The 22969-nt window shown below is 40.2% G+C and carries 27 protein-coding genes and 1 pseudogene; 21 read left to right on the top strand and 7 right to left on the bottom strand.

Features of this window, described 5'->3' with window-relative positions; all coding sequences use genetic code 11:
• Positions 1-233: 233 nt before the first annotated feature.
• A complete protein-coding gene (locus tag QM406_RS02405) occupies positions 234-650 on the bottom strand; it encodes a DUF6556 family protein (RefSeq protein ID WP_049549110.1) in 417 nt (138 codons plus the stop codon).
• A 136-nt stretch (positions 651-786) separates the two neighbouring features.
• Between QM406_RS02405 and QM406_RS02410 the strand changes: the two genes are divergently transcribed.
• The 10 genes from QM406_RS02410 (at position 787) to abc-f (ending at position 10898) form a co-directional block, all read left to right on the top strand.
• Positions 787-1929 carry a cysteine desulfurase family protein gene (locus QM406_RS02410; protein WP_414273306.1) on the top strand — a complete coding sequence of 381 codons (1143 nt, stop codon included), beginning with the start codon at positions 787-789 and terminating at the stop codon, positions 1927-1929.
• 8 nt (positions 1930-1937) lie between these two features.
• Positions 1938-3152, top strand: coding sequence for a tRNA uracil 4-sulfurtransferase ThiI (gene thiI / locus QM406_RS02415; protein ID WP_414273307.1), 1215 nt, complete (start codon positions 1938-1940; stop codon positions 3150-3152).
• Positions 3153-3287: 135 nt separating this feature from the next.
• Complete coding sequence (locus QM406_RS02420) at positions 3288-4112, top strand: alpha/beta hydrolase (RefSeq protein ID WP_414273308.1); 825 nt, start codon at positions 3288-3290, stop codon at positions 4110-4112.
• Positions 4113-4133: 21 nt separating this feature from the next.
• Complete coding sequence (locus tag QM406_RS02425) at positions 4134-4874, top strand: esterase family protein (RefSeq protein ID WP_414273309.1); 741 nt, start codon at positions 4134-4136, stop codon at positions 4872-4874.
• 12 nt (positions 4875-4886) lie between these two features.
• The gene (locus tag QM406_RS02430) at positions 4887-6053 is read left to right on the top strand and encodes an ATP-grasp domain-containing protein (RefSeq protein ID WP_414273310.1); all 1167 of its coding nucleotides are present in this window, start codon (positions 4887-4889) and stop codon (positions 6051-6053) included.
• Positions 6054-6211: 158 nt separating this feature from the next.
• Entirely contained in the window at positions 6212-7081 is an 870-nt protein-coding gene (gla, locus tag QM406_RS02435; RefSeq protein ID WP_414273311.1) for an aquaglyceroporin Gla, read from the top strand.
• Positions 7082-7244: 163 nt separating this feature from the next.
• The gene (locus QM406_RS02440; RefSeq protein WP_414273312.1) at positions 7245-7778 is read left to right on the top strand and encodes a YutD-like domain-containing protein; all 534 of its coding nucleotides are present in this window, start codon (positions 7245-7247) and stop codon (positions 7776-7778) included.
• Between the two features lie 16 nt (positions 7779-7794).
• The gene (rlmN, locus tag QM406_RS02445) at positions 7795-8880 is read left to right on the top strand and encodes a 23S rRNA (adenine(2503)-C(2))-methyltransferase RlmN (protein WP_045763788.1); all 1086 of its coding nucleotides are present in this window, start codon (positions 7795-7797) and stop codon (positions 8878-8880) included.
• Position 8881: 1 nt separating this feature from the next.
• Positions 8882-9355, top strand: coding sequence for a VanZ family protein (locus tag QM406_RS02450; protein ID WP_414273313.1), 474 nt, complete (start codon positions 8882-8884; stop codon positions 9353-9355).
• Between the two features lies 1 nt (position 9356).
• Entirely contained in the window at positions 9357-10898 is a 1542-nt protein-coding gene (abc-f, locus tag QM406_RS02455) for a ribosomal protection-like ABC-F family protein (RefSeq protein ID WP_414273314.1), read from the top strand.
• Between the two features lie 55 nt (positions 10899-10953).
• On the opposite strand, the gene QM406_RS02460 is transcribed toward abc-f, so the two are convergent.
• The 3 genes and pseudogenes from QM406_RS02460 to QM406_RS02470 all read right to left on the bottom strand — a co-directional run.
• Positions 10954-11757, bottom strand: coding sequence for a peptidylprolyl isomerase (locus QM406_RS02460; protein ID WP_414273315.1), 804 nt, complete (start codon positions 11755-11757; stop codon positions 10954-10956).
• Between the two features lie 81 nt (positions 11758-11838).
• Entirely contained in the window at positions 11839-12054 is a 216-nt protein-coding gene (locus tag QM406_RS02465) for a hypothetical protein (RefSeq protein ID WP_153224843.1), read from the bottom strand.
• Positions 12055-12792: 738 nt separating this feature from the next.
• Positions 12793-12990, bottom strand: a pseudogene (locus tag QM406_RS02470) (hypothetical protein); the annotation flags it as partial.
• A gap of 178 nt (positions 12991-13168) precedes the next feature.
• Between QM406_RS02470 and rpsP the strand changes: the two are divergent.
• The 7 genes from rpsP to QM406_RS02505 all read left to right on the top strand — a co-directional run bounded on the left by rpsP (position 13169) and on the right by QM406_RS02505 (position 16573).
• Complete coding sequence (rpsP, locus tag QM406_RS02475) at positions 13169-13441, top strand: 30S ribosomal protein S16 (protein ID WP_000268760.1); 273 nt, start codon at positions 13169-13171, stop codon at positions 13439-13441.
• A gap of 19 nt (positions 13442-13460) precedes the next feature.
• The gene (kphA, locus tag QM406_RS02480; RefSeq protein ID WP_000379617.1) at positions 13461-13700 is read left to right on the top strand and encodes an RNA-binding protein KphA; all 240 of its coding nucleotides are present in this window, start codon (positions 13461-13463) and stop codon (positions 13698-13700) included.
• A gap of 45 nt (positions 13701-13745) precedes the next feature.
• A complete protein-coding gene (locus tag QM406_RS02485; RefSeq protein ID WP_414273316.1) occupies positions 13746-14081 on the top strand; it encodes a MazG nucleotide pyrophosphohydrolase domain-containing protein in 336 nt (111 codons plus the stop codon).
• A gap of 94 nt (positions 14082-14175) precedes the next feature.
• Positions 14176-14958, top strand: a complete 783-nt coding sequence (locus QM406_RS02490) for an alpha/beta fold hydrolase (RefSeq protein WP_414273317.1) — start codon at positions 14176-14178, stop codon at positions 14956-14958.
• 36 nt (positions 14959-14994) lie between these two features.
• Positions 14995-15513, top strand: a complete 519-nt coding sequence (gene rimM, locus QM406_RS02495) for a ribosome maturation factor RimM (protein WP_414273318.1) — start codon at positions 14995-14997, stop codon at positions 15511-15513.
• Positions 15503-16222 carry a tRNA (guanosine(37)-N1)-methyltransferase TrmD gene (gene trmD / locus QM406_RS02500; RefSeq protein ID WP_414273319.1) on the top strand — a complete coding sequence of 240 codons (720 nt, stop codon included), beginning with the start codon at positions 15503-15505 and terminating at the stop codon, positions 16220-16222. Before rimM ends, trmD begins: the two co-directional genes overlap by 11 nt.
• Before the next feature lie 12 nt (positions 16223-16234).
• A complete protein-coding gene (locus QM406_RS02505; protein WP_001196044.1) occupies positions 16235-16573 on the top strand; it encodes an ATP cone domain-containing protein in 339 nt (112 codons plus the stop codon).
• Between the two features lie 30 nt (positions 16574-16603).
• Here the strand turns inward: QM406_RS02505 and QM406_RS02510 are convergent, their stop codons facing one another.
• Positions 16604-16924, bottom strand: a complete 321-nt coding sequence (locus QM406_RS02510; RefSeq protein WP_414273320.1) for a hypothetical protein — start codon at positions 16922-16924, stop codon at positions 16604-16606.
• 98 nt (positions 16925-17022) lie between these two features.
• On the opposite strand from QM406_RS02510, the gene QM406_RS02515 reads away from it, so the two are divergent.
• Complete coding sequence (locus tag QM406_RS02515; protein ID WP_000807425.1) at positions 17023-17238, top strand: YdbC family protein; 216 nt, start codon at positions 17023-17025, stop codon at positions 17236-17238.
• Between the two features lie 51 nt (positions 17239-17289).
• Here QM406_RS02515 and QM406_RS02520 read toward each other — a convergent pair whose 3' ends face one another.
• Positions 17290-17829, bottom strand: a complete 540-nt coding sequence (locus tag QM406_RS02520; RefSeq protein ID WP_049548822.1) for a biotin transporter BioY — start codon at positions 17827-17829, stop codon at positions 17290-17292.
• Positions 17830-18164: 335 nt separating this feature from the next.
• Positions 18165-19511, bottom strand: coding sequence for a glutathione-disulfide reductase (gene gor, locus QM406_RS02525; RefSeq protein WP_414273321.1), 1347 nt, complete (start codon positions 19509-19511; stop codon positions 18165-18167).
• A 241-nt stretch (positions 19512-19752) separates the two neighbouring features.
• Here gor and QM406_RS02530 point away from each other — a divergent pair, with 241 nt between their 5' ends.
• From QM406_RS02530 to QM406_RS02540, 3 genes are read left to right on the top strand one after another with little or no spacing between them, the layout of a single operon-like run.
• Positions 19753-20940 carry an efflux RND transporter periplasmic adaptor subunit gene (locus tag QM406_RS02530; RefSeq protein ID WP_311522647.1) on the top strand — a complete coding sequence of 396 codons (1188 nt, stop codon included), beginning with the start codon at positions 19753-19755 and terminating at the stop codon, positions 20938-20940.
• Complete coding sequence (locus tag QM406_RS02535) at positions 20924-21625, top strand: ABC transporter ATP-binding protein (RefSeq protein WP_311522646.1); 702 nt, start codon at positions 20924-20926, stop codon at positions 21623-21625. The genes QM406_RS02530 and QM406_RS02535 overlap by 17 nt, the downstream gene beginning before the upstream one ends.
• A gap of 1 nt (position 21626) precedes the next feature.
• Positions 21627-22886 carry an ABC transporter permease gene (locus QM406_RS02540; protein ID WP_414273322.1) on the top strand — a complete coding sequence of 420 codons (1260 nt, stop codon included), beginning with the start codon at positions 21627-21629 and terminating at the stop codon, positions 22884-22886.
• Positions 22887-22969: the final 83 nt, after the last annotated feature.

Genomic DNA, 22969 nt, shown 5'->3' on the forward strand with positions numbered 1-22969 from the left:
TCCATAGGATTCTTTCTAATGATGGTTTGGTCGCTTTTTATTATAGATCTTATGGGACTTTTTTTCTATACAAAATAGGCTCCATAAGATCCATAGGGGATTTACCCACTACAAATATTATAGAGCCACTTTTTTCGAGGCTCTTTTGTCTTATTCTTGTTTCAATTGACTATAAATGCTGAAGATAGCAATAAAAAACCAGCGATTCAATCACTGGCTGTTAGATCGTTCTTTTAGGAAGCTCCATTAGTAGTAGAAGTTTTTGTATCTGTTGTTTGGGTGCTAGATGACGGAACAGTTTGTTGTTCTTGTTTACTGCTAGTGTCTTCTTTCTTGCTTTCTTCACTGCTACTAGATTGACTTGTCGTTTCTTCTTGTGTGTTGTCCTTTGTAGAAGTATTATCCTTGTTGGGAGTAGTGTTCTCTTGAGGGGATTCCTTTTGAATCTCTTTTATGACAGTTGTCTGGGTTGTCGTAGTTTCTTTTTTAGAGTTATTATTATTGTTGTTATTCATAGCATTCATAATGGTGATGCTTGCAGTAATCAGCCCTAGAATACTACCGATAGTAGCAATCGTTTTTTGAAAAACAGTAAATCCTTTTTTGATGTGTTCTGTTTTGGGTTTTGATGTTCTACGATAATTAGACATAATATCTCTCCTTTACTAAAATTCATTATACCGAAAATCTTTAAAAAAAACTTAAATGAACCTGAATTGCCTTTCTTGTCGCCTGAACTGTTTCGTGATACAATAGAAGGAGTGATTTTAGAAAGCGTGAGAAACCATGATTTACTTTGATAATTCGGCAACGACTAATCCTTATCCAGAAGCACTTGAAACCTATATGCAAGTGTCTGCAAAAATTATTGGAAATCCTTCAAGTCTCCATCGTTTGGGAGACCAATCTAGCAGAATTTTAGAAGCTTCTCGACAGCAGATTGCAGATTTGATTGGCAAGAAAAGCGAAGAAATCTTCTTTACCTCTGGTGGGACTGAAGGGGATAATTGGGTTATCAAAGGTGTGGCTTTTGAAAAAGCGCAGTTTGGTAAACACATTATTGTGTCAGCTATTGAGCACCCAGCAGTCAAGGAGTCGGCTCTCTGGCTCAAGACTCAAGGTTTTGAAGTGGATTTTGCACCTGTAAATGAAAAAGGATTTGTAGATGTAACTGCTTTAGAAAACCTACTTCGTCCTGATACAACGCTAGTCTCTGTTATGGCAGTCAACAATGAAATCGGCTCAATCCAGCCTATTGAAGCTATATCAGAACTATTAGCTGATAAGCCAACGATCTCTTTTCACGTCGATGCCGTTCAAGCTTTGGCTAAAATACCAACAGAAAAGTATTTGACTGACCGAGTGGATTTTGCGACCTTCTCAAGTCATAAATTCCACGGAGTTCGTGGTGTTGGATTTGTCTATATCAAGTCTGGCAAGAAAATTACACCGCTTTTAACTGGTGGTGGCCAAGAGCGTGACTATCGTTCAACAACTGAGAATGTAGCAGGAATTGCAGCAACAGCCAAGGCACTGCGTCTAGCTATGGAAAGATTGGAATTGTTTTCTAACAAAACGAGTCAGATGAAGGAAGTCATCCGTCAGGCTCTTCTTGATTATCCAGATATTTTTGTCTTTTCAGGTGAGGAAGACTTTGCTCCTCATATTCTGACCTTTGGGATTAAGGGAGTTCGTGGGGAAGTCATCGTTCATGCTTTTGAAGACTATGATATTTTCATTTCTACAACGTCAGCTTGCTCGTCCAAGGCTGGGAAACCTGCTGGGACTCTGATTGCCATGGGGATTGAAAAGGATAAAGCCCAGTCAGCAGTACGCCTCAGCCTAGACCTAGAAAATGACATGAGTCAAGTTGAGCAATTTTTGACAAAACTAAAATTAATCTACAATCAAACTAAAAAAGTAAGATAGGAGTATTCATGCAGTATTCAGAAATTATGATTCGCTACGGAGAGCTTTCAACCAAGGGTAAAAACCGGATGCGTTTCATCAACAAACTTCGTAATAACATTTCAGATGTCTTGTCCATCTATCCTCAAGTCAAGGTAACTGCTGATCGCGATCGTGCCCATGCTTATCTTAATGGAGCCGACTACGCAGCAGTAGCTGAGTCTCTCAAGCAAGTTTTCGGGATTCAAAACTTTTCGCCAGTATACAAGGTTGAAAAATCTGTAGAAGTTCTGAAATCTGCTGTCCAAGAGATTATGAAGGACATCTACAAGGAAGGTATGACCTTTAAAATCTCAAGCAAGCGAAGCGACCACAACTTTGAGTTAGACAGTCGTGAGTTGAACCAAACTCTTGGTGGTGCAGTATTTGAAGCCATTCCCAATGTACAAGCACAAATGAAAAATCCTGACATCAATCTTCAGGTGGAGATTCGTGAAGAGGCGGCCTACCTTTCTTATGAAACCATTCGAGGAGCTGGTGGTTTACCGGTTGGAACTTCAGGGAAAGGCATGCTCATGTTGTCTGGTGGGATTGATTCGCCAGTAGCTGGTTATCTAGCTCTAAAACGTGGAGTGGATATCGAAGCTGTTCACTTTGCTAGTCCACCATATACTAGTCCAGGTGCCCTCAAGAAAGCCCAGGATTTGACCCGTAAATTGACCAAATTCGGTGGTAATATCCAGTTTATCGAAGTGCCATTCACGGAGATTCAAGAGGAAATCAAGGCTAAAGCTCCAGAAGCCTATCTGATGACACTGACTCGTCGCTTTATGATGCGGATTACTGACCGTGTCCGTGAGGTACGAAATGGCTTGGTCATCATCAATGGGGAAAGCCTTGGTCAGGTAGCAAGCCAAACTCTTGAAAGTATGCAGGCTATCAACGCGGTGACCAATACCCCAATTATCCGTCCAGTTGTGACTATGGATAAGCTAGAAATCATTGACATTGCACAAGAAATTGATACCTTTGAAATTTCTATTCAGCCATTTGAAGACTGTTGTACGATTTTTGCACCCGATCGTCCGAAGACAAATCCTAAGATTAAGAATGCTGAGCAGTATGAAGCGCGTATGGATGTCGAAGGTTTGGTTGAACGTGCAGTAGCAGGAATTATGATTACTGAAATTACGCCTCAAGCTGAGAAGGATGCAGTCGATGAGTTGATCGATGATCTCCTTTAATCAGAAAAACCAGAGGAAAAGATAAAATAAGTAAAAAAAGTTAGTTTATTGTCCTAAATTTGGACGGAAACTGACTTTTTTTCTATTTTTATGATATAATTAGATAAAATTTTGAATATAGAGAGTTTTCTGACAATGAATCAATCATATTTTTACCTGAAAATGCGAGAGCATAAATTAGTGGTTCCCTACACAGGTAAGGAGCGCCGGGTTCGTGTTCTCCTCCCAAAAAACTATGAAAAAGACACGGATAGAAGTTATCCTGTGGTGTATTTCCATGATGGACAAAATGTCTTTTATAGTAAGGAATCTTACGTTGGACATTCCTGGAAGATTATTCCTGCTATCAAGCGAAATCCAGATATCAGCCGTATGATTGTTGTGGCTATTGACAATGATGGACTTGGACGGATGAATGAGTATGCAGCTTGGAAATTCCAAGAGTCTAACATTCCCGGTCAGCAGTTTGGTGGGAAGGGAGTTGAGTACGCAGAGTTTGTCATGGAAGTGGTTAAACCCTTTATCGATGAAAACTATCGCACAAAATCAGACCGTAAACACACTGCCATGATTGGATCTTCACTTGGCGGCAATATTACCCAGTTTATCGGCTTGGAGTATCAGGATCAGATTGGGTGTTTGGGAGTTTTCTCATCAGCCAACTGGCTCCACCAAGAGGCCTTTGATCGCTATATGGAGCGAAAAAAACTATTGCCTGACCAACGTGTCTTTATCTATGTTGGTACGGAAGAAGCAGACGACACAGACAAGACGCTGATGGCTGGTAATATTAAGCAGGCCTATATCGACTCTTCCCTTCGCTATTATCATGATTTGATAGCGGGAGGAGTGCAGTTGGAAAATCTCTCACTCAAGGTTCAGGCTGGAGCCATTCACCATGAAGTGCCATGGTCAGAAAATCTACCAGCTTGTCTACGATTTTTTGCAGAAAATTGGTAAATAGTATAAAGGAGACAGGATATGAATATTGAACATCTTAGCCACTGGAGTGGCCATCTAAATCGTGAAATGTATGTCAACCGATACGGACACGCAGGTATCCCAGTTGTTGTCTTTGCATCCTCAGGTGGTAGCCATAATGAGTACTATGATTTTGGCATGATTGATGCTTGTGCGTCCTTCATCGAGGAAGGCCGTGTTCAGTTCTTTACCCTTTCAAGTGTAGACAATGAGAGCTGGCTTGCGACTTGGAAAAATGGTCATGATCAAGCTGAGATGCACCGTGCCTATGAACGATATGTCATTGAAGAAGCCATCCCTTTTATCAAACATAAGACAGGCTGGTTTGACGGTATGATGACGACAGGTTGCTCTATGGGAGCTTATCACGCTTTGAATTTCTTCCTCCAACATCCTGACGTCTTTACCAAGGTCATCGCCCTCAGTGGTGTCTACGATGCCCGCTTCTTTGTAGGTGACTACTATAATGATGATGCTATCTACCAAAATTCACCAGTAGACTATATCTGGAATCAAAATGATGGTTGGTTTATCGACCGTTACCGTCAAGCTGAAATTGTGATCTGTACGGGCCTGGGTGCTTGGGAACAGGATGGGCTACCTTCTTACTACAAGCTCAAAGAAGCCTTCGACCAAAAACAAATTCCTGCCTGGTTTGCAGAATGGGGACATGATGTTGCCCATGACTGGGAATGGTGGCGCAAACAAATGCCTTATTTCCTTGGTCATATGAGTCTATAAAAGGAGTCGCTTATGAATTATCTTGTAATTTCACCCTATTACCCACAAAATTTCCAACAGTTTAGTATTGAGCTTGCCAATAAAGGAATCACAGTTCTAGGGATTGGGCAAGAACCCTATGAACAACTAGATGAACCATTGCGCAATAGCTTGACTGAATATTTCCGAGTTGATAATCTTGAAAATATCGATGAGGTTAAACGTGCAGTAGCCTTTCTTTTCTACAAACATGGTCCAATTGACCGCATTGAATCACACAATGAATACTGGCTAGAGTTGGACGCTGCCCTTCGTGAACAATTTAATGTCTTTGGTGCCAAACCAGAAGATCTTAAGAAGACTAAGTTCAAGTCCGAAATGAAGAAACTTTTCAAGAAAGCTGGAGTTCCAGTTGTGCCAGGTGCTGTTATTGAAACAGAGGAAGATGTTGATAAAGCTGTGAAAGAGATCGGTCTTCCAATGATTGCCAAACCTGATAATGGAGTGGGGGCAGCAGCAACCTTCAAACTTGAAACAGAAGATGATATCAATCACTTTAAGGATGAATGGGACCATTCAAGCGTTTATTTCTTTGAAAAATTTGTCACCTCTAGTGAAATCTGTACCTTCGATGGTTTGGTAGATAGAGATGGAAATATTGTTTTTTCTACGACCTTTGACTACGCACACACACCTCTCGATCTTATGATTTACAAGATGGACAATTCTTATTACGTTCTCAAAGAGATGGATCCAAAATTACGCAAGTATGGTGAGGCAATTGTCAAGGAATTTGGCATGAAAGAACGTTTCTTCCATATCGAGTTCTTCCGTGAAGGTGATGATTATATTGCCATTGAGTACAATAACCGTCCAGCAGGTGGTTTCACTATTGATGTCTATAACTATGCCCATTCTTTTGATTTGTATAAGGGCTATGCAGCGATCGTTGCGGGTGAGTCATTCCCAGCTTCTCAATTCGAGCCTCTATACTGCTTGGCAACATCTCGTCGCGCTAATGCCAACTATGTTTATTCAGAAGAAGACTTGCTCGCCAAGTATGGTCAGCAATTCAAGGTCAAGAAAATCATGCCGGCTGCCTTTGCTGAATTGCAAGGAGACTTTCTCTATATGCTAACGACGTCAAGTCGTGAAGAAATGGATCAGATGATTAAGGACTTTGGTCAACGTCAAGAATAATCAAAATTTTGACTTAACAAACTCTCTTTGTTAGGTCTTTTTTGAAGTGCTGAAATAAAAGCGTTTTCCTGCAGTATTCTTTTAGAATATCTGTTGCTAAAAGGCTTAAAAATTGATAGAATAGGGATTGTCTAAAAAATATTAAGGAGAATCTATCAATGGATTTCACATGGGCAGTCAAATATGCCACTGAATTTTTGGGAACAGCCATCTTGATTATCTTGGGTAATGGTGCTGTTGCTAACGTTGAACTTAAAGGTACGAAAGGTCACCAAAGTGGCTGGCTCGTTATCGCTGTTGGTTACGGTATGGGGGTTATGATCCCTGCCTTGATGTTTGGTAATGTTTCTGGTAACCACATCAACCCAGCCTTCACTCTTGGTCTAGCAGTTAGCGGACTTTTCCCTTGGGCACAAGTAGCACCATACATCGTTGCACAAGTCTTGGGAGCAATCTTCGGACAAGCCTTGGTTGTTGCAACTCACCGTCCTTACTACTTGCAAACTGAAAAAGCAAACAATATCTTGGGAACTTTCTCAACAATTTCAAGTTTGGACCACGGTACAAAAGAATCACGCTTCGCTGCAACAGTTAACGGTTTTATCAACGAGTTTGTTGGTTCATTCGTTCTTTTCTTTGCAGCTCTTGGTTTGACAAAGAACTTCTTTGGAGCTGAAGTCCTCCAATACATGAAACAAATGGCAACTCAAGCTGGTCAAAATGTTGACTTCTCTGATTTGGCAATTAAAGCTCAAGTAGCGCCTCATACAGCTTCAGGACTTTCTGTTGCTCACTTGGCACTTGGTTTCCTAGTAATGGCCTTGGTAACTTCTCTTGGTGGACCTACAGGACCTGGTTTGAACCCAGCTCGTGACTTTGGACCACGTCTCCTTCATGCCTTCCTTCCAAAATCAATCCTTGGTCAACACAAGGGTGATTCAAAATGGTGGTATGCTTGGGTACCAGTAGTTGCACCGATTGCAGCAGCTATTGCAGCAGTAGCGCTCTTCAAATTACTTTACCTATAATCACTAAAAACTGGGAAATCCCAGTTTTTTCTTGTCCATGAAAGTCGAGTTTTTAGATAGAGATTCTTAAATCGTCAGACTTTTTTCATTTTAATGCTAAAGGTGAAAATGTGGCGAAAATATGGTAAAATAGAGTACTAAGTAAACGTTAAAAAGGAATATTATGCGTAAAGAGATTGCACCCGAATTATATAATTACAATAAATTCCCTGGTCCTGAATTTCATCTATCTGGAGATAAAGTCGAAGCTGAAGGCTTTACCTTTACTTTAGTTGAAAATAGTAAGGATGCTTTTGATGCAACGGCATTTACTCAACGCTTTTCTGAAGTTTTAAGTAAGTTCGATTATATTGTTGGAGACTGGAGTAATGAGCAGTTGCGCTTACGTGGTTTCTACAAGAATGAGCGAGCAGAAGAGTCTCTTGAGAAAATCAGTCGTTTACAAGATTACCTACTTGAGTATTGTAGCTATGGTTGTGCCTATTTTGTTCTAGAAAATGAAGTTCCTAAACGAGCACCGTTTGACCAAAAGATGCGCAAAAAAGAGGAAGAAAAGGATTCTCGTAAAGGGAAAAAAACTTCCCAAAGTAAGAAAAAAAATCATACGGATAAGAGAAATAGACGCCGTTCAAAAGAACAGAAATCTCAGAAAGAAGACAAGGGGCAACGTCATTTCGTCATCCGTCAGAAAGATTAGAGAATAAGGAGAAAACATGAAACCGTCTATTTATAGTTTAACACGTCAAGGCATGCAAGAATGGGTCTTGGAGCAGGGAGAAAAGAAATTCCGTGCCGACCAAATCTGGGAGTGGCTTTACCGTAAACGTGTACAATCATTTGAAGAAATGACAAACTTATCTAAGGATTTGATTGCCAAACTCAATGATCAATTTGTAGTCAACCCTTTGAAACAACGCATCGTTCAAGAATCGGCTGATGGTACTGTAAAGTATCTCTTTGAGTTGCCAGATGGGATGTTGATTGAGACAGTGCTGATGCGTCAACACTACGGTTTGTCAGTCTGTGTAACGACTCAGGTAGGATGCAATATCGGTTGTACCTTCTGTGCATCAGGCTTGATCAAGAAGCAACGTGACCTCAATAACGGTGAAATCGTTGCGCAGATTATGTTAGTCCAAAAATATTTTGACGAACGTGGACAAGATGAACGTGTTAGTCATATCGTTGTAATGGGGATTGGAGAACCTTTTGATAACTACAATAACGTCTTGAACTTTATCCGTACTATCAATGACGATAAGGGAATGGCTATCGGTGCTCGTCATATCACTGTTTCAACTTCTGGTTTGGCCCACAAAATCCGTGAGTTTGCTAATGAAGGTGTACAGGTTAACCTTGCTGTCTCACTTCATGCGCCAAACAACGAACTTCGTTCAAGCATTATGAAGATTAACCGTGCCTTTCCGATTGAAAAACTCTTTGCAGCTATCGAGTATTATATCGAGACAACCAACCGCCGTGTTACTTTTGAGTATATCATGCTCAATGAAGTTAACGATGGAGTAGAGCAGGCACTTGAGTTGGCAGAATTACTTAAGAATATCAAGAAATTGTCTTATGTCAACTTGATTCCTTACAACCCAGTTAGTGAGCATGACCAGTATAGCCGAAGCCCTAAAGAACGTGTCATGGCTTTCTATGATACACTCAAGAAAAAAGGTGTCAACTGTGTCGTTCGTCAGGAACATGGTACAGATATCGATGCGGCTTGTGGACAATTGCGTTCAAATACCATGAAGCGTGATCGCCAAAAAGCAGTAGCTGAAGTAAATCCATAAGATGAGTCGAAAAACATTACTAAGCTTGGGAGTGCTTTTATACAGTCTTTGTATTGTCTGTTTTTGTTTTACTCCCCAGCCTCAACTTCCTACAGGAGTGGAAACTCCAGGTATTCAAACTTTTGGACGCCTGGTTTTTCTTTTGACGCCTTTTAACTCCCTCTGGAAACTGGGTGAAGTAACCAGCTTTCTGCAGCTATTCTGGATATTTTTGCAAAACGCCTTAAATATCCTTTTACTTTTCCCACTGATTTTCCAACTTCTCTATCTCATGCCTATTCTAAGAAATACTAAGAAAGTGATTTTGTTCAGTTTTCTATTGAGTCTAGGAATCGAATGTACACAGTTAGTTCTTGACTTTTTCTTTGATTTTAATAGGGTCTTTGAGATTGATGATTTGTGGACCAATACCTTGGGTGGCTACCTGGCTTGGCTCCTCTATAAACTACTACATAAAAACAAGATAAGGATTTAAAATGAGTATCTTAGAAGTTAAAAATTTGAGTCACGGTTTTGGTGACCGTGCGATTTTTGAAGATGTATCTTTCCGCCTCCTTAAAGGTGAACATATCGGCTTAGTTGGTGCCAATGGTGAAGGAAAATCAACCTTTATGAGCATCGTGACTGGTAAAATGTTACCTGATGAAGGTAAGGTGGAATGGTCAAAATATGTGACAGCAGGCTATCTGGACCAGCATGCTGTGCTTAAAGAAGGCCAAACTGTGCGTGATGTCCTCCGAACAGCCTTTGACGAATTATTTAAAGCCGAAGCACGTATCAATGAACTCTACATGGAAATGGCGGAAGAGGGCGCTGATATTGATGCATTGATGGAAGAAGTTGGCGAACTTCAAGACCGTTTGGAAAGTCGTGATTTCTATACCTTGGATGCTAAGATCGATGAGGTAGCGCGTGCCCTTGGTGTCATGGACTTTGGGATGGACACGGATGTAACAGCCTTGTCAGGTGGGCAAAGAACCAAGGTATTATTAGCAAAACTCCTCCTTGAAAAGCCAGATATCTTGCTTCTGGACGAGCCAACTAACTACTTGGATGCTGAGCATATTGACTGGCTCAAGCGTTATCTTCAAAATTATGAGAATGCCTTTGTTCTTATTTCACACGATATTCCTTTCCTCAACGACGTTATCAATATCGTCTATCATGTAGAAAATCAGCAGTTGACTCGTTATTCAGGCGATTACTACCAGTTCCAAGAAGTCTATGCCATGAAGAAATCACAGTTGGAAGCAGCCTATGAGCGTCAACAGAAAGAAATTGCGGATCTCAAGGATTTCGTAGCCCGTAATAAGGCGCGTGTTGCTACTCGTAACATGGCTATGTCTCGTCAAAAGAAATTAGACAAGATGGATATCATCGAACTTCAAAGTGAGAAACCAAAGCCATCCTTTGAATTCAAAACAGCTCGTACACCTGGACGCTTTATCTTCCAAGCTAAGGATTTGCAGATTGGCTACGATCGTCCGCTTACCAAACCATTAAATCTTACCTTTGAGCGCAATCAAAAGGTTGCCATCATTGGTGCCAACGGTATCGGGAAAACAACCCTCTTGAGGAGTCTTTTGGGAATTATTCCACCTATTGCTGGGGAAGTTGAGCGTGGTGACTATCTAGAACTTGGCTACTTTGAACAAGAAGTGGAAGGTGGCAATCGCCAGACACCACTAGAAGCTGTCTGGAATGCCTTTCCGGCACTCAATCAAGCCGAAGTTCGTGCAGCCCTTGCTCGTTGTGGTCTGACGACTAAACATATCGAGAGTCAAATCCAAGTATTGTCAGGTGGGGAACAAGCCAAGGTTCGTTTCTGTCTCTTGATGAACCGCGAGAATAATGTCCTTGTTCTTGACGAACCTACCAACCACTTGGATGTAGATGCCAAGGATGAACTCAAACGAGCTCTGAAAGAATACAAGGGTTCTATCCTTATGGTTTGTCACGAACCGGACTTTTACGAAGGCTGGATGGACCAAATCTGGGATTTTAACAAGCTAACTTAAAAATAAGTATAAAAGAAATACAGTACCAAGATTGGATACTGTATTTTTTTGGTTTTTAAGATTTGAAATCGTAGTCCTTAACAATTTCGATACTGTCGATAGTGATAGCAGTAGTTGGTTTGTCTTTTTCGTCTTTTTCAGCTTTGGCAATCTTGTCAACAACATCCATACCATCGATGACTTGACCAAAGACAGGGTGCTTACCGTCTAGACTAGGATTTCCACCTTCTTTGTAGGCTTCGATAATTTTCTTTGGATAGCTACTTGTAGGGAGTTTGGCAGAAATATCCGTCGTATTTTGGTTGATGAAGAACTGGCTACCATTTGAATTTGGTTGACCAGTATTGGCCATAGAGAGAGAACCACGAATATTATAGAGGTAAGGAGAGATTTCGCTCTTGAAACCAGTTCCCTGGTCTTTAGTCTTGTCCTTATCATGCCAGATGGATTCACCACCAGTACCATCCCCTTTTGGATCACCAGTCTGGACCATGAAGCCATCGATCACTCGGTGGAAGGTAACGCCATTGTAGTAGCCTTCTTTTGCGTGAGTTAGGAAATTTTCAACCGCAAGTGGAGCTAGCTTTGGAAAGAGTTTGACGCGGATATCTCCTTGACTAGTGTGGAGAATGACTTCAGCTTCGTCTTCAGCAACTTCCTTAGAGAGTTGTGGGAAGTTAGCATTCTCATTTGTCAAGGCGTCTTTGAGATCCTTGGCAGATTGGGCAGCTGCTTTGGAACTTTCTTCAGCAGCCAAGCTAGAATCTACATAGTCATCCCCTCGGAGACTACGTTGGATACTGCTACATCCAGCAAGGGCAAAAGTTGAGATTAATAGAAGTGTTGCTATTTTTTTCATGGTAATCCTTTCAAAAATCATTTCTACCATTGTACCCTAATTGAAAGTGGATTTCAAATATTAGTAGTTTACAGAAATAGTTTAGATAATAGTTGGGATTTCATCATCATCTTGAAAATCTTCAACTTCTTTTTCCCCAGTAAATGGTTTCTGAAAAGAACTTAGTATAAAACGGGCAATTGGTCCAACAATTAGGAAATTTAGAGGAAGAGCTGCAATAAAGTTTACAGTCCAGGCACTTAGATAGGTCTTGGGTGTGATAGCAATGCCATTGTAAAAAAGTCCATAGAAGGACATGAAAGTGACCATGAGAACTGCCATTCCTCCAGAAATTGTAATGATTTTCTGCCAGCGTTTATGATGATCCTTGAGGATACGAAAGGCAATTGACTTAACGATTGGTCCAACAAGGATGACATCCAATAAAAATGCTGTGACAAAACCAGGAATGTAACCAAGGGCTAAATGATGTAGTGAAAGTTGACCAACAATAAAAAGATTCCAAATAGACATACCGAGTACCATCATGGAACACATTAGTGTTGTAAATAAAAGAGCTTCTTTAAAATTTCTAGGCATTATAGTCTCCATTTCTTTTTGATTAGAAATCAGTCTATCATAAAAATTTTTTTCTCGTAAGTGAATTGATTAGATTTTTTTAAGAAACTGTTTTCAAAAAAATCAACCTGACTTGGTTGATTAAAGATTCTTCTTTGGATGGCGGTCAATGATTGCCTGATGGTCCTTGAGAGCCTGTTCTCCTTTTGGAGTTAGTTTATAGCCACGAATCGAAAAGTGACTAGCTAATTCCTCTTCTGAAAAATGCTCATGAAGGGCTTGATCCAAGTCGGCAGCCTTCATTTTAGAAAGTCCAGTAACTCCCTTCTTCTTCAGGATATTCTTTTTCATGGTACTATTTAGATGGTCAAGCGAGTCAAAAGCAGTTTCGACAAGAACATAGCCTTTTTCAACAAGCGTTTCTAAATGTTTTGGGGCATCGATGCCATAAGTGTACTCGAAGTATTTAGGAAACCAGCTTTCGGTGATAAAGGTACCAAAGTTGATTCTCCAGAGGAGGATAATATCTCCTGCTAGTAAATAATCTGCTAATAAGTCCATGTGTTATTTGGGAACGGGCTTGGGATTTAGTAGCCAAGCTTGGACATCACGATTTGGAGAGATGTAAGGTTTGACTTGATGGTCTTTGTAAATGTTCTCTAGACTAGTATTCATAAAGTTTCTCTTTCTAATTTATCCCTATTAGTCTAGCAAATTTCAAAAAAAAATTTAAAAATTTTAAAGTCTGTCAAGTTTTTTTCTTGACACCTCTTAGAAATCTGCTATAATAGAACATGTGCTAAATAGCTCAGCTATTTCACCGAAATAAAAAATAAGAAAAGAGACTTTAAAAATGGCAGTTAAAATCCGTTTGACTCGTATGGGTTCTAAGAAAAAACCTTTCTACCGTATTAACGTAGCAGATTCACGTTCACCACGTGACGGACGTTTCATCGAAACAGTTGGAACTTACAACCCACTTGTTGCTGAAAACCAAGTAACTTTGAAAGAAGACCGCGTTCTTGCATGGTTGGCTGATGGAGCTCAACCTTCAGACACAGTACGCAACATCCTTTCAAAAGAAGGCGTATTGAAAAAATTCCACGATTCTAAATTCTCTAAATAATTCTAAAGTAGGTTGACAGATGGATACGATTGAAAATCTCATTATTGCAATTGTGAAACCTTTGATTTCACAACCAGATGCCTTAACTATCAAGATTGAAGATACACCAGAATTTTTGGAGTATCATTTGGATCTTGACCAAAGCGATGTGGGTCGTGTGATTGGTCGTAAGGGTCGCACTATCTCTGCGATAAGAACGATTGTCTACTCTGTCCCAACTGAAGACAAAAAAGTAAGAATCGTTATTGACGAAAAATAAGAAGGGCGGGACGAATGTCTCGCTTTTTTTTGCAAGGAGCAGGATATGAAGGATTTAACGTTTAGACAATTACAAGACTACTTACTCGAACATTACCAGCAGTCTCGGACTGAGGAAGGTCTTTTTATCAAGCTAGTGGAGGAAGTCGGAGAAGTAGCTGAGGTTTTGAATGGTCGTTCTGGTCGAAAAGAGGGTGTTCAAGACTCGAACGAGGAACTTGCTAAAGAACTTGTTGATATCATTCACTACACAGTCGCAATTGCAGCCATCAACGACATTGATCTAACCAAGACCATTTTTGAAAAAGACAAAAAGGCAGCTATCAAATATCAGCATGAACGAGATTTGGAAGGATTTTTAGAAGCCGAAAGTCAGAACTAGCTTTTTTCTCCAACTTGTGAAAATCCCTGGAACGTGATAAAATAAAGGATAAGGATTTTTAATAATTCATTATATAGAATGAGTGGATTTCTTTATGAAGAGGTTTGAAGTATCTACAGAAATTGGTAGTCTCTCTGTTACTTATCAAAAGCAAAAGAAAATGCTAGTTTGTTTAAGTGGCGCAGGTTTGCTACCAAGTTATGAAAATTTTTCACTTATACTTGAAAAACTTCCTCCTACAATTGGTTATTTGACAATTGATTTTCCGAACACAGGTAGGAGTTCGATTCATGACCAATCTGGAAAAAATCTAGATAATCTTGCAGATGCGGTTTATGAAGTACTTGAAGAATTAGGGATTTCTGAATATATACTTTGTGCACATAGTTTGAGTGGAATTTTAGCTTGCAAATTACTCAAGAAACCAATTAAGTGTCAGGCTTTAGTAGCAATTGAACCGACAACTAAAAAAGTCATGTTTGCTGATTTTTCAGAAAATCTTTATCCAGAAATGGAAGAGCAAATGAGACTGATTGAAGAATTTGGTCCTGAACTTTATTTTAAGAACTTAACTCAATCCACATTTAACCCTGAAACTAACAAAGAAATCTGGAAATTAATGCAAGAAAAAGGCTTAGAGTTGGAAAATCAAGATCCAGAATTTCAGATATCTGGAGAAATTACTGAGGAAGATTTTGAGAATTTGTCGATAGAATCTCATGTCCCTGTATTTATTTTTTGTCAGCCTTATAGAGAAAAAGAGTACAGAGAATCAGAATATTGGACTTCCAATACTAAACTCATTTTAGGGGGGAATCACCATTATTTACAGTGGTCCGAATCAGAGAAAATTGTAGATATTATTAAAAAATTGTAAGAAGAAAATGGAGATAAGGAAATTACAGGAGATCAAATGAACTATTTTAACGTTGGAAAAATCGTCAATACGCAAGGTTTACAAGGTGAGATGAGAGTCTTATCTGTGACGGATTTTTCGGAAGAACGCTTTAAAAAAGGTGCAGAACTGGCCTTGTTTGATGAAAAGGATCAATTTGTTAAAACAGTGATTATCGCAAGTCACCGTAAGCATAAAAACTTTGATATCATCAAATTTAAGGATATGTATCACATCAATGATATCGAAAAATACAAGGGCTACAGTTTGAAGGTTGCAGAAGAAAACCTGAATGACCTTGATGAGGGTGAATTTTACTATCACGAGATTATTGGACTAGAGGTCTACGAGGGTGATAACTTGATTGGAACCATTAAGGAAATTCTTCAACCAGGGGCCAATGATGTTTGGGTAGTTAAGCGTAAGGGAAAACGTGACCTGCTTTTACCATACATCCCACCGGTCGTGCTCAATGTTGATATTCCTAATAAGCGCGTGGATGTAGAACTCTTAGAAGGGTTAGACGATGAAGATTGATATTTTAACCCTCTTTCCAGAGATGTTCTCTCCACTAGAACATTCTATCGTTGGAAAGGCCCGTGAAAAGGGACTTCTTGATATCCAGTATCATAATTTTCGTGACTATGCTGAAAAGGCTCGTCATGTTGATGACGAACCCTACGGTGGTGGTCAAGGCATGTTGCTACGTGCGCAACCAATATTTGATGCCTTTGATGCTATTCAAAAGAAAAATCCGCGCGTGATCCTTTTGGATCCTGCTGGTAAGCAGTTTGACCAAGCTTATGCTGAAGATTTAGCACAAGAAGAGGAACTCATCTTTATCTGTGGTCACTACGAGGGCTATGATGAACGCATTAAGACCTTGGTAACAGATGAGATTTCCCTAGGTGATTATGTGCTAACTGGTGGAGAACTTGCAGCAATGACCATGATTGATGCGACGGTTCGCTTGATACCAGAAGTAATTGGGAAGGAAACCAGTCACCAAGATGACAGCTTCTCATCTGGGCTCCTCGAATATCCTCAGTACACACGTCCTTATGATTATCGTGGCATGGTGGTTCCAGAAGTGCTTATGAGTGGGCATCATGAGAAGATTCGCCAATGGCGTCTCTATGAGAGTCTCAAAAAAACTTATGAGCGTAGACCAGATTTGTTGGAACATTATGAATTAACAGCAGAAGAAGCTAAAATGTTAGCGGATATTAAAGAAAATACAAATTAAAAGGAGAAGCCTATGCAAGTCATTAAACGTGATGGACAAGTTGCCGACTTTGATCCAGATAAAATTTATCAAGCCATTCTCAAAGCTGCTCAAACAGTTTATGTTTTGACAGATGATTTACGTCAAAATCTAGCTCAGGTAACTAAGAAAGTTGTCTTGGATCTAGAAGAGGCAAAAGTGGAGCGTGCGACAATCAGCATGATTCAATCAATGGTTGAGCATCGCTTGCTTGGTGCAGGTTACATCACTATCGCTGAACACTATATCTCTTACCGTTTGCAACGTGATTTAGAGAGAAGTGGTTACGGAGAACACATTGCTGTTCACCTTCATTTTGAACAAATTCGTTAATAGAAAAGAGTGAGATGAAGTAAACTCATCTCACTCTTTCTTAAATCGATTTTTTTGGGCTGTTTGGACAGTCGAGGGAACAAAACTCACTTTCTGAATATCTGGGATTCGAATAATGCGGGTCACATTTTTTGAAAAATTTTTAACGATAATTTGCTGGCGGTCCGTATCATATTTGATGATATCCCCTGTAAAACTCGTATCGGAAAAAATAATATGGACAGCAGTTTTTTTTAGGAGCGCCTCTTTAATGGCACTTGTCAGGGAGTCAGCTTTGGAATTGTCAGGCTCTTCTCGTCCGTTGAGAAAGCTTTGGAACTTTTGTTGAATGTGTTTAAATAAATCTTTCATCGGAGCCTCCCTTCTTTTTAACATTATTATATACAATTTTAAAAAAATCTACAAGATTTTACGAATAATCAAGTGAAGACAATCAAAAGGAGAATACAATGGCAGAATTTACATTTGAAATCGAAGAACACTTACTTACGCTCTCAGAGAATGAAAAAGGTTGGACCAAGGAAATCAATCGTGTCAGCTTTAATGGAGCACCAGCAAAGTTTGACATTCGTGCTTGGAGTCCAGACCACACTAAGATGGGGAAAGGAATCACCCTCTCAAACGAAGAGTTTCAAGTGATGGTCGATGCCTTTAAGAATCAATAAGCAATCATGTAAGAATAATCCAAAAGAAGCTGGGCAAAACCCGGCCTCTTTTTATTTGCTTGAAAAATAGGATTGAGTACGGAGACGTTGAAGGAGTGGTCGACCGATAAAACTGATGGCAAGGATTTTTGCAAGATCAGGAATGATAAAGGGAATGACACCGACAGCTAGTGCTTTATCAAAAGGCATACCAGCAAGGAAGTGGAGGCTGAGAATACCACCAACAAAGACAAGGGAATCTCCCAAGAGATTTGCAAGAAAGATACGAATATAGCCACTTTTCTTATGGATAAGATAGGACGTAAGCCCAGCATAGACAAGGTCAAACCAAAGATAGCCAGCGCTTGGACCTACCAAAACATGAAAACCAGCTCCCCCACTGGCAAAGACAGGAATACCGATAGCACCCAGCAAGAGATAGAGACCAACAGAAAGAACGGCTTCCCTTGGTCTAAAAACAGTAGCAATGAGTCCGATAGCAAAGTTTTGTAGAGTAAATGGTACTGGTCCAATTGGGATACTGATTTGGGCTAATACTGCAATCAGAGCAGCCCCAATAGCAGGAATAGCGTAAATGTGTGCTTTTTTCATAATAGTTAACCTCTTTTTTAATTTATAGTAACTATTATACTGGAAGGGGGATGATTGTCAACCTATTTTACAAATAAAGGTTACAAATTTGTAACGGCCGATTTAGAGAGAGCCGGAGGACAAGAGATTTTTCAAAACACAGGTAAATCTTATCAGTAATAAAAAGATGAGCCTTATGGAAGTTGGCTATCATATAGTGCAAACACTTAGGAATCCTGATGGGATGCTATTTTTAAGTGTTTTATAATTTGCTCTAATAAAAGAAAAAGATTGAAGAAAATGGTCCTAAATAGGCTTTTTCTTCAATCTGAGTGACCAAGATGGTCTTTTTTGTATTAACGCATGGTCACAAATTCTTCTGAACCTGTAGGATGGATAGCGACCGTCGCATCAAAATCAGCTTTTGTAGCTCCCATCTTGATAGCAACTGCAAAACCTTGAATCATTTCGTCGACGCCGTAGCCGATACCATGAAGGCCAACTACCTTTTCGTTCTCACCAGCTGTAATGAGCTTGAAGCGGGCTTCTTGACGGTGGCTAGTGACTGCTGAATACATAGAAGCAAATTTTGAAGTATAAACTTTAATGTTTTCTTGTCCATACTCTTTGATAGCTTCTTCCTCAGTCAGACCGACAGTTCCGATAGCTGGATGTGAGAAGACAACAGTTGGAATAGTAGTGTAGTCCATTTTAGCATTGGTTTTACCGTTGAAAAGTCTCTCGGATAGGGTACGACCAGCCTTGATTGCGACGGGAGTTAGTTCTTTCTCACCCGTGACATCTCCTAGAGCATAGATACCATCAACGACTGTATTTTGGTATTCGTCAACTTGAATGAAACCACGTTCATTGAGGGTAACACCTGCTTTTTCAAGCTGAAGCCCTTCAACATTTGGACGGCGACCAGTTGCCCAGATAACTTGACTGGCGGTATGGGTACTCCCATCTTCAAAATGAATCCTAATGCCTTCTTCGGTTTCTTCAAGTTTTGCTGGAACCTTATGGGTGTGGAGGTTTAATCCAGTATTTTCCATTTCTTGAACCAAGCTCTCAACAATATAGCTATCAAATCCACGAAGTGGACGCTCACGACGGACAAATAAATCAGTCTGTACACCAAGGGTATGGAGTACGCCAGCTAATTCGACAGCAATGTAACCAGCACCTAAAATGGCTACTGATTCAGGCAATTCTTCCCAGGCAAAGACATCATCAGAACTACCACCTAGTTCAGCACCAGGAATGGCAGGGATATGAGGATGGGCCCCAGTTGCAATCACGATGTGCTTAGAACGGATCAACTCACCATTGACACTGACTGTATGAGCATCAACGAACTCGGCGCGTCCTTCAATCAAATCAACTCCGTTACGTTTAAAGCTTCCACCATAAGAAGAGCGAGAACGGTCAATGTATGCTTCACGATTCTTACGAAGCCTTGCGTAATCAAATTCATTCCCAGTGCTCGTGAAACCATAGTCAGGTCCATATTTGTGGATACTCTCTGCAATTTGTGCTCCATACCACATGATTTTCTTGGGAACACAGCCTATATTAACGCAGGTTCCTCCTAGTTTGTTTTCTTCAATAACTGCAGCTTTGGCTCCATGTTCACCAGCACGATTCATGGTAGCAATGCCCCCGCTACCTCCACCGATAGCGATAATATCATATTCTCTCATAGAAAGCTCCTTTAGTTGTTTTCTAGTCATATTCTATCTTTTTTTGGGAGTCAATGCAAAAATCTGCTACGTTTAAAAATTTTAAGAAAATGCTTGCAAAAATAAAAAAGAAAATGTATTATATAACTAATACAACAATAAAAGATTTTAGCAAATGTTTTTGGATAATGAAAAATCAATTGTCCATTTTTAGGATATGTGCTATAATCTTAACATATATATTTATAAAAGGGGTATTGCTATGAAAAAAAAGTCAAAAGCTAAGAAATGGCCTTTATTTACTGCTATTGGAGTTGCATCAGTACTTGTAGTGGGAGCAGCAGCTGTTCTTCTATTGAGACAACCAAATCAAGCTGCAGCAAAAGATGAAACTGCTAAAATTGCTGTAGCTAAAGATGGAACGGTTGCTTCATCGGTTCTTCTATCAGGTAGTGTAACTGCTCAAAAAGAACAATATGTTTATTTTGATGGTAGCAAGGGAGATTTGGATGAGGTTCTTGTTTCAGTTGGTGACAAGGTAAGCGAAGGCCAGGCCTTAGTCAAGTATAGTAGTGCAGATGCTCAAGCAGCCTATGATGCTGCTAGTCGTGCAGTTGCTAAAGCTGACCGTCATATCAATGAATTGAATGAGGCTCGAAATACTGCTGCTTCAACACCTGTGCTTCCTCAAGCAGGGATTGAAGGCGCTACGGACCAAACCCAAGCACAATCTTCTACATCAGCTACAGCTTCTATCGATTCACAAATCAGTGATGCGCGTGATGTTCGTGCAGATGCAGCGGCACAACTTGAAAAAGCCCAGGCACAGTTGAATGCTGCTACGGTATTGAGTACGGTGGAGGGAACAGTTGTTGAAGTGAATCGGAATGTTTCAAAATCTCCAACAGGAAATAGTCAAGTTTTGGTTCATATCGTAAGTAACGATAACTTGCAGGTCAAGGGAGAGCTTTCTGAGTACAATCTTGCCAATCTATCTGTAGGCCAAGAAGTCACTTTCACTTCCAAGGTTTACCCGGATAAAACTTGGAATGGTAAGATTAGCTATATTTCAAATTATCCAAAGAACAGTAGCGAAGCAAGTAGTAGCTTAGCTGGTTCAAACTCAGGATCTAAGTACCCATATACGGTCGATGTAACTAGTGAAATTGGCGATTTGAAGCAAGGATTTACTGTTAGTGTTGAAGTCAAGAATAAGAGCAAGGCCTTGATCGTTCCAATTTCGAGTGTAGTGATGGAAGAAGAGAAAAACTATGTTTGGATTCTTGATGAAAATCAAAAGGCCAAAAAAGTTGAAGTTGGTTTGGGCAATGCAGATGCAGAAAATCAAGAAATCACATCTGGTCTGACAGATGGAGCAAAAGTCATCAGTAATCCGACAGCTTCCTTGCAAGAAGGAAAAGAGGTGAAGACTGATGAAGCAACTAATTAGCCTTAAAAATATTTGCCGTAGCTATCGAAATGGTGATCAAGAACTTCAAGTCCTTAAAAACATTAACCTAGAAGTTCATGAGGGAGAATTTGTAGCAATCATGGGACCATCTGGTTCTGGGAAATCTACCCTCATGAACACCATTGGGATGTTGGATACTCCTACAAGTGGTCAGTATTTTCTAGATGGAAAAGAAGTAGCTGGTTTGGGTGAAAAACAATTAGCCAAGGTTCGAAATCAGGAAATCGGCTTCGTCTTTCAACAATTCTTTCTCTTGTCCAAGCTTAATGCTCTTCAAAATGTAGAACTGCCCTTGATTTATGCTGGAGTTTCAGCTTCAAAACGTCGCAAATTAGCAGAAGAGTATCTGGAAAAGGTTGAACTGACCGAGCGTAGCCATCACTTGCCTTCGGAGTTGTCAGGTGGTCAGAAGCAAAGGGTTGCCATCGCGCGTGCTTTAGTCAACAATCCTTCTATCATTCTAGCAGACGAACCAACTGGGGCACTTGATACCAAAACAGGAAATCAAATCATGCAACTCTTGGTTGAATTAAACAAAGAAGGAAAAACCATTATCATGGTTACGCATGAGCCTGAAATTGCCGCCTATGCGAAACGTCAAATCGTCATTCGTGATGGCGTCATTTCATCTGATAGTGGTTTCGTAGAAAAGGAGGAAAACTAAGATGCAGAATCTGAAATTTGCCTTTTCATCCATTATGGCCCACAAGATGCGTTCTTTCCTCACCATGATTGGGATTATTATCGGCGTATCATCCGTTGTCGTAATCATGGCCTTGGGCGACTCTATGTCTCGTCAGGTCAATAAAAATATGACCAAGTCCCAGAAAGATATCCATGTCTTTTTCTCACCTACAAAGAGTAAGGACGGTTCCTTTACACAAAGACAATCTGCATTGACCTTGTCTGGTGGTCAAGAAGAAAATTTTGTTGAACCACCAAAACCTCAAGAAGCATGGGTCAAGGAAGCTGCTAAGCTCAAGGGAGTGGATAGCTACTATGTGACCAACTCAGCCAATGTGACCTTGACTTATAAGGATAAAAAGGTCGAACACGCTAACATGACGGGTGGGAATGTCACCTATATGGATGCGGTCGAAAATGAAATCATTGCAGGTCGTGGCCTTAGAGCGCAAGATTATAAGGATTTCGCAAGTGTGATCATTTTAGATGAAGAGCTTGCCAATAGCCTTTTTGGTTCAGCACAAGAAGCTCTCAACCAAATTGTTGAAGTAAATGAAATCAGTTACCGTGTTATTGGTGTTTATGCAAGTAAGGAAGCTAAGGCTGCGAAAACATTTGGAGTCGGAGGACTACCAATTACGACCAATATTTCTCTTGCAGCTAATTTTAACACAGATGAGATTTCAAATATTGTCTTCCGTGTCAATGATACTAGCTTAACCCAGACCTTAGGACCGGAGTTGGCGAGAAGAATGACAGAGATTGCAGGTCTTCAACAAGGGGAATATCAAGTTGCAGATGCGTCTGCAGCCTTCCAAGAAGTTCAACAACTCTTTGGCTTCATAACAACGATTATTAGTGCCATTGCAGGGATTTCCCTTTTTGTCGGTGGTACTGGTGTTATGAATATCATGCTTGTTTCGGTGACAGAACGTACTCGCGAGATTGGTCTACGTAAAGCACTAGGAGCTACACGCGCTAATATTCTGGTTCAGTTCTTGATTGAATCTATGATTTTGACTTTGTTAGGTGGGGGCATCGGTCTTGTGCTGGCTGCAGGGGTGACTATGCTTGCAGGTGTTCTTCTTCAAAACATGATTGCAGGAATCGAAGTTGGCGTATCTATCCCAATCGCTCTCTTTAGTTTAGCGGTCTCAGCTGGTATCGGTATGATATTTGGTGTTTTACCAGCCAATAAAGCTTCTAAGCTAGATCCGATTGAAGCTCTTCGCTACGAATAATAAAGAACAAGATGGACACTTGTCTATCTTGTTTTTGTATGGATTTCCCTATCGAAATTCATTAAAAATGTGATATAATGAAG

Origin of the sequence: Streptococcus infantis, from assembly GCF_047465035.1 — a bacterium.
Classification (GTDB): domain Bacteria; phylum Bacillota; class Bacilli; order Lactobacillales; family Streptococcaceae; genus Streptococcus; species Streptococcus infantis_T.

Coding starts and splice junctions, on each gene's coding strand:
- QM406_RS02405 (WP_049549110.1), bottom strand. CDS start 650: ATGTCTAATTATCGTAGAACATCAAAACCCAAAACAGAACACATCAAA.
- QM406_RS02410 (WP_414273306.1), top strand. CDS start 787: ATGATTTACTTTGATAATTCGGCAACGACTAATCCTTATCCAGAAGCA.
- thiI (WP_414273307.1), top strand. CDS start 1,938: ATGCAGTATTCAGAAATTATGATTCGCTACGGAGAGCTTTCAACCAAG.
- QM406_RS02420 (WP_414273308.1), top strand. CDS start 3,288: ATGAATCAATCATATTTTTACCTGAAAATGCGAGAGCATAAATTAGTG.
- QM406_RS02425 (WP_414273309.1), top strand. CDS start 4,134: ATGAATATTGAACATCTTAGCCACTGGAGTGGCCATCTAAATCGTGAA.
- QM406_RS02430 (WP_414273310.1), top strand. CDS start 4,887: ATGAATTATCTTGTAATTTCACCCTATTACCCACAAAATTTCCAACAG.
- gla (WP_414273311.1), top strand. CDS start 6,212: ATGGATTTCACATGGGCAGTCAAATATGCCACTGAATTTTTGGGAACA.
- QM406_RS02440 (WP_414273312.1), top strand. CDS start 7,245: ATGCGTAAAGAGATTGCACCCGAATTATATAATTACAATAAATTCCCT.
- rlmN (WP_045763788.1), top strand. CDS start 7,795: ATGAAACCGTCTATTTATAGTTTAACACGTCAAGGCATGCAAGAATGG.
- QM406_RS02450 (WP_414273313.1), top strand. CDS start 8,882: ATGAGTCGAAAAACATTACTAAGCTTGGGAGTGCTTTTATACAGTCTT.
- abc-f (WP_414273314.1), top strand. CDS start 9,357: ATGAGTATCTTAGAAGTTAAAAATTTGAGTCACGGTTTTGGTGACCGT.
- QM406_RS02460 (WP_414273315.1), bottom strand. CDS start 11,757: ATGAAAAAAATAGCAACACTTCTATTAATCTCAACTTTTGCCCTTGCT.
- QM406_RS02465 (WP_153224843.1), bottom strand. CDS start 12,054: ATGTCCTTCTATGGACTTTTTTACAATGGCATTGCTATCACACCCAAG.
- rpsP (WP_000268760.1), top strand. CDS start 13,169: ATGGCAGTTAAAATCCGTTTGACTCGTATGGGTTCTAAGAAAAAACCT.
- kphA (WP_000379617.1), top strand. CDS start 13,461: ATGGATACGATTGAAAATCTCATTATTGCAATTGTGAAACCTTTGATT.
- QM406_RS02485 (WP_414273316.1), top strand. CDS start 13,746: ATGAAGGATTTAACGTTTAGACAATTACAAGACTACTTACTCGAACAT.
- QM406_RS02490 (WP_414273317.1), top strand. CDS start 14,176: ATGAAGAGGTTTGAAGTATCTACAGAAATTGGTAGTCTCTCTGTTACT.
- rimM (WP_414273318.1), top strand. CDS start 14,995: ATGAACTATTTTAACGTTGGAAAAATCGTCAATACGCAAGGTTTACAA.
- trmD (WP_414273319.1), top strand. CDS start 15,503: ATGAAGATTGATATTTTAACCCTCTTTCCAGAGATGTTCTCTCCACTA.
- QM406_RS02505 (WP_001196044.1), top strand. CDS start 16,235: ATGCAAGTCATTAAACGTGATGGACAAGTTGCCGACTTTGATCCAGAT.
- QM406_RS02510 (WP_414273320.1), bottom strand. CDS start 16,924: ATGAAAGATTTATTTAAACACATTCAACAAAAGTTCCAAAGCTTTCTC.
- QM406_RS02515 (WP_000807425.1), top strand. CDS start 17,023: ATGGCAGAATTTACATTTGAAATCGAAGAACACTTACTTACGCTCTCA.
- QM406_RS02520 (WP_049548822.1), bottom strand. CDS start 17,829: ATGAAAAAAGCACACATTTACGCTATTCCTGCTATTGGGGCTGCTCTG.
- gor (WP_414273321.1), bottom strand. CDS start 19,511: ATGAGAGAATATGATATTATCGCTATCGGTGGAGGTAGCGGGGGCATT.
- QM406_RS02530 (WP_311522647.1), top strand. CDS start 19,753: ATGAAAAAAAAGTCAAAAGCTAAGAAATGGCCTTTATTTACTGCTATT.
- QM406_RS02535 (WP_311522646.1), top strand. CDS start 20,924: ATGAAGCAACTAATTAGCCTTAAAAATATTTGCCGTAGCTATCGAAAT.
- QM406_RS02540 (WP_414273322.1), top strand. CDS start 21,627: ATGCAGAATCTGAAATTTGCCTTTTCATCCATTATGGCCCACAAGATG.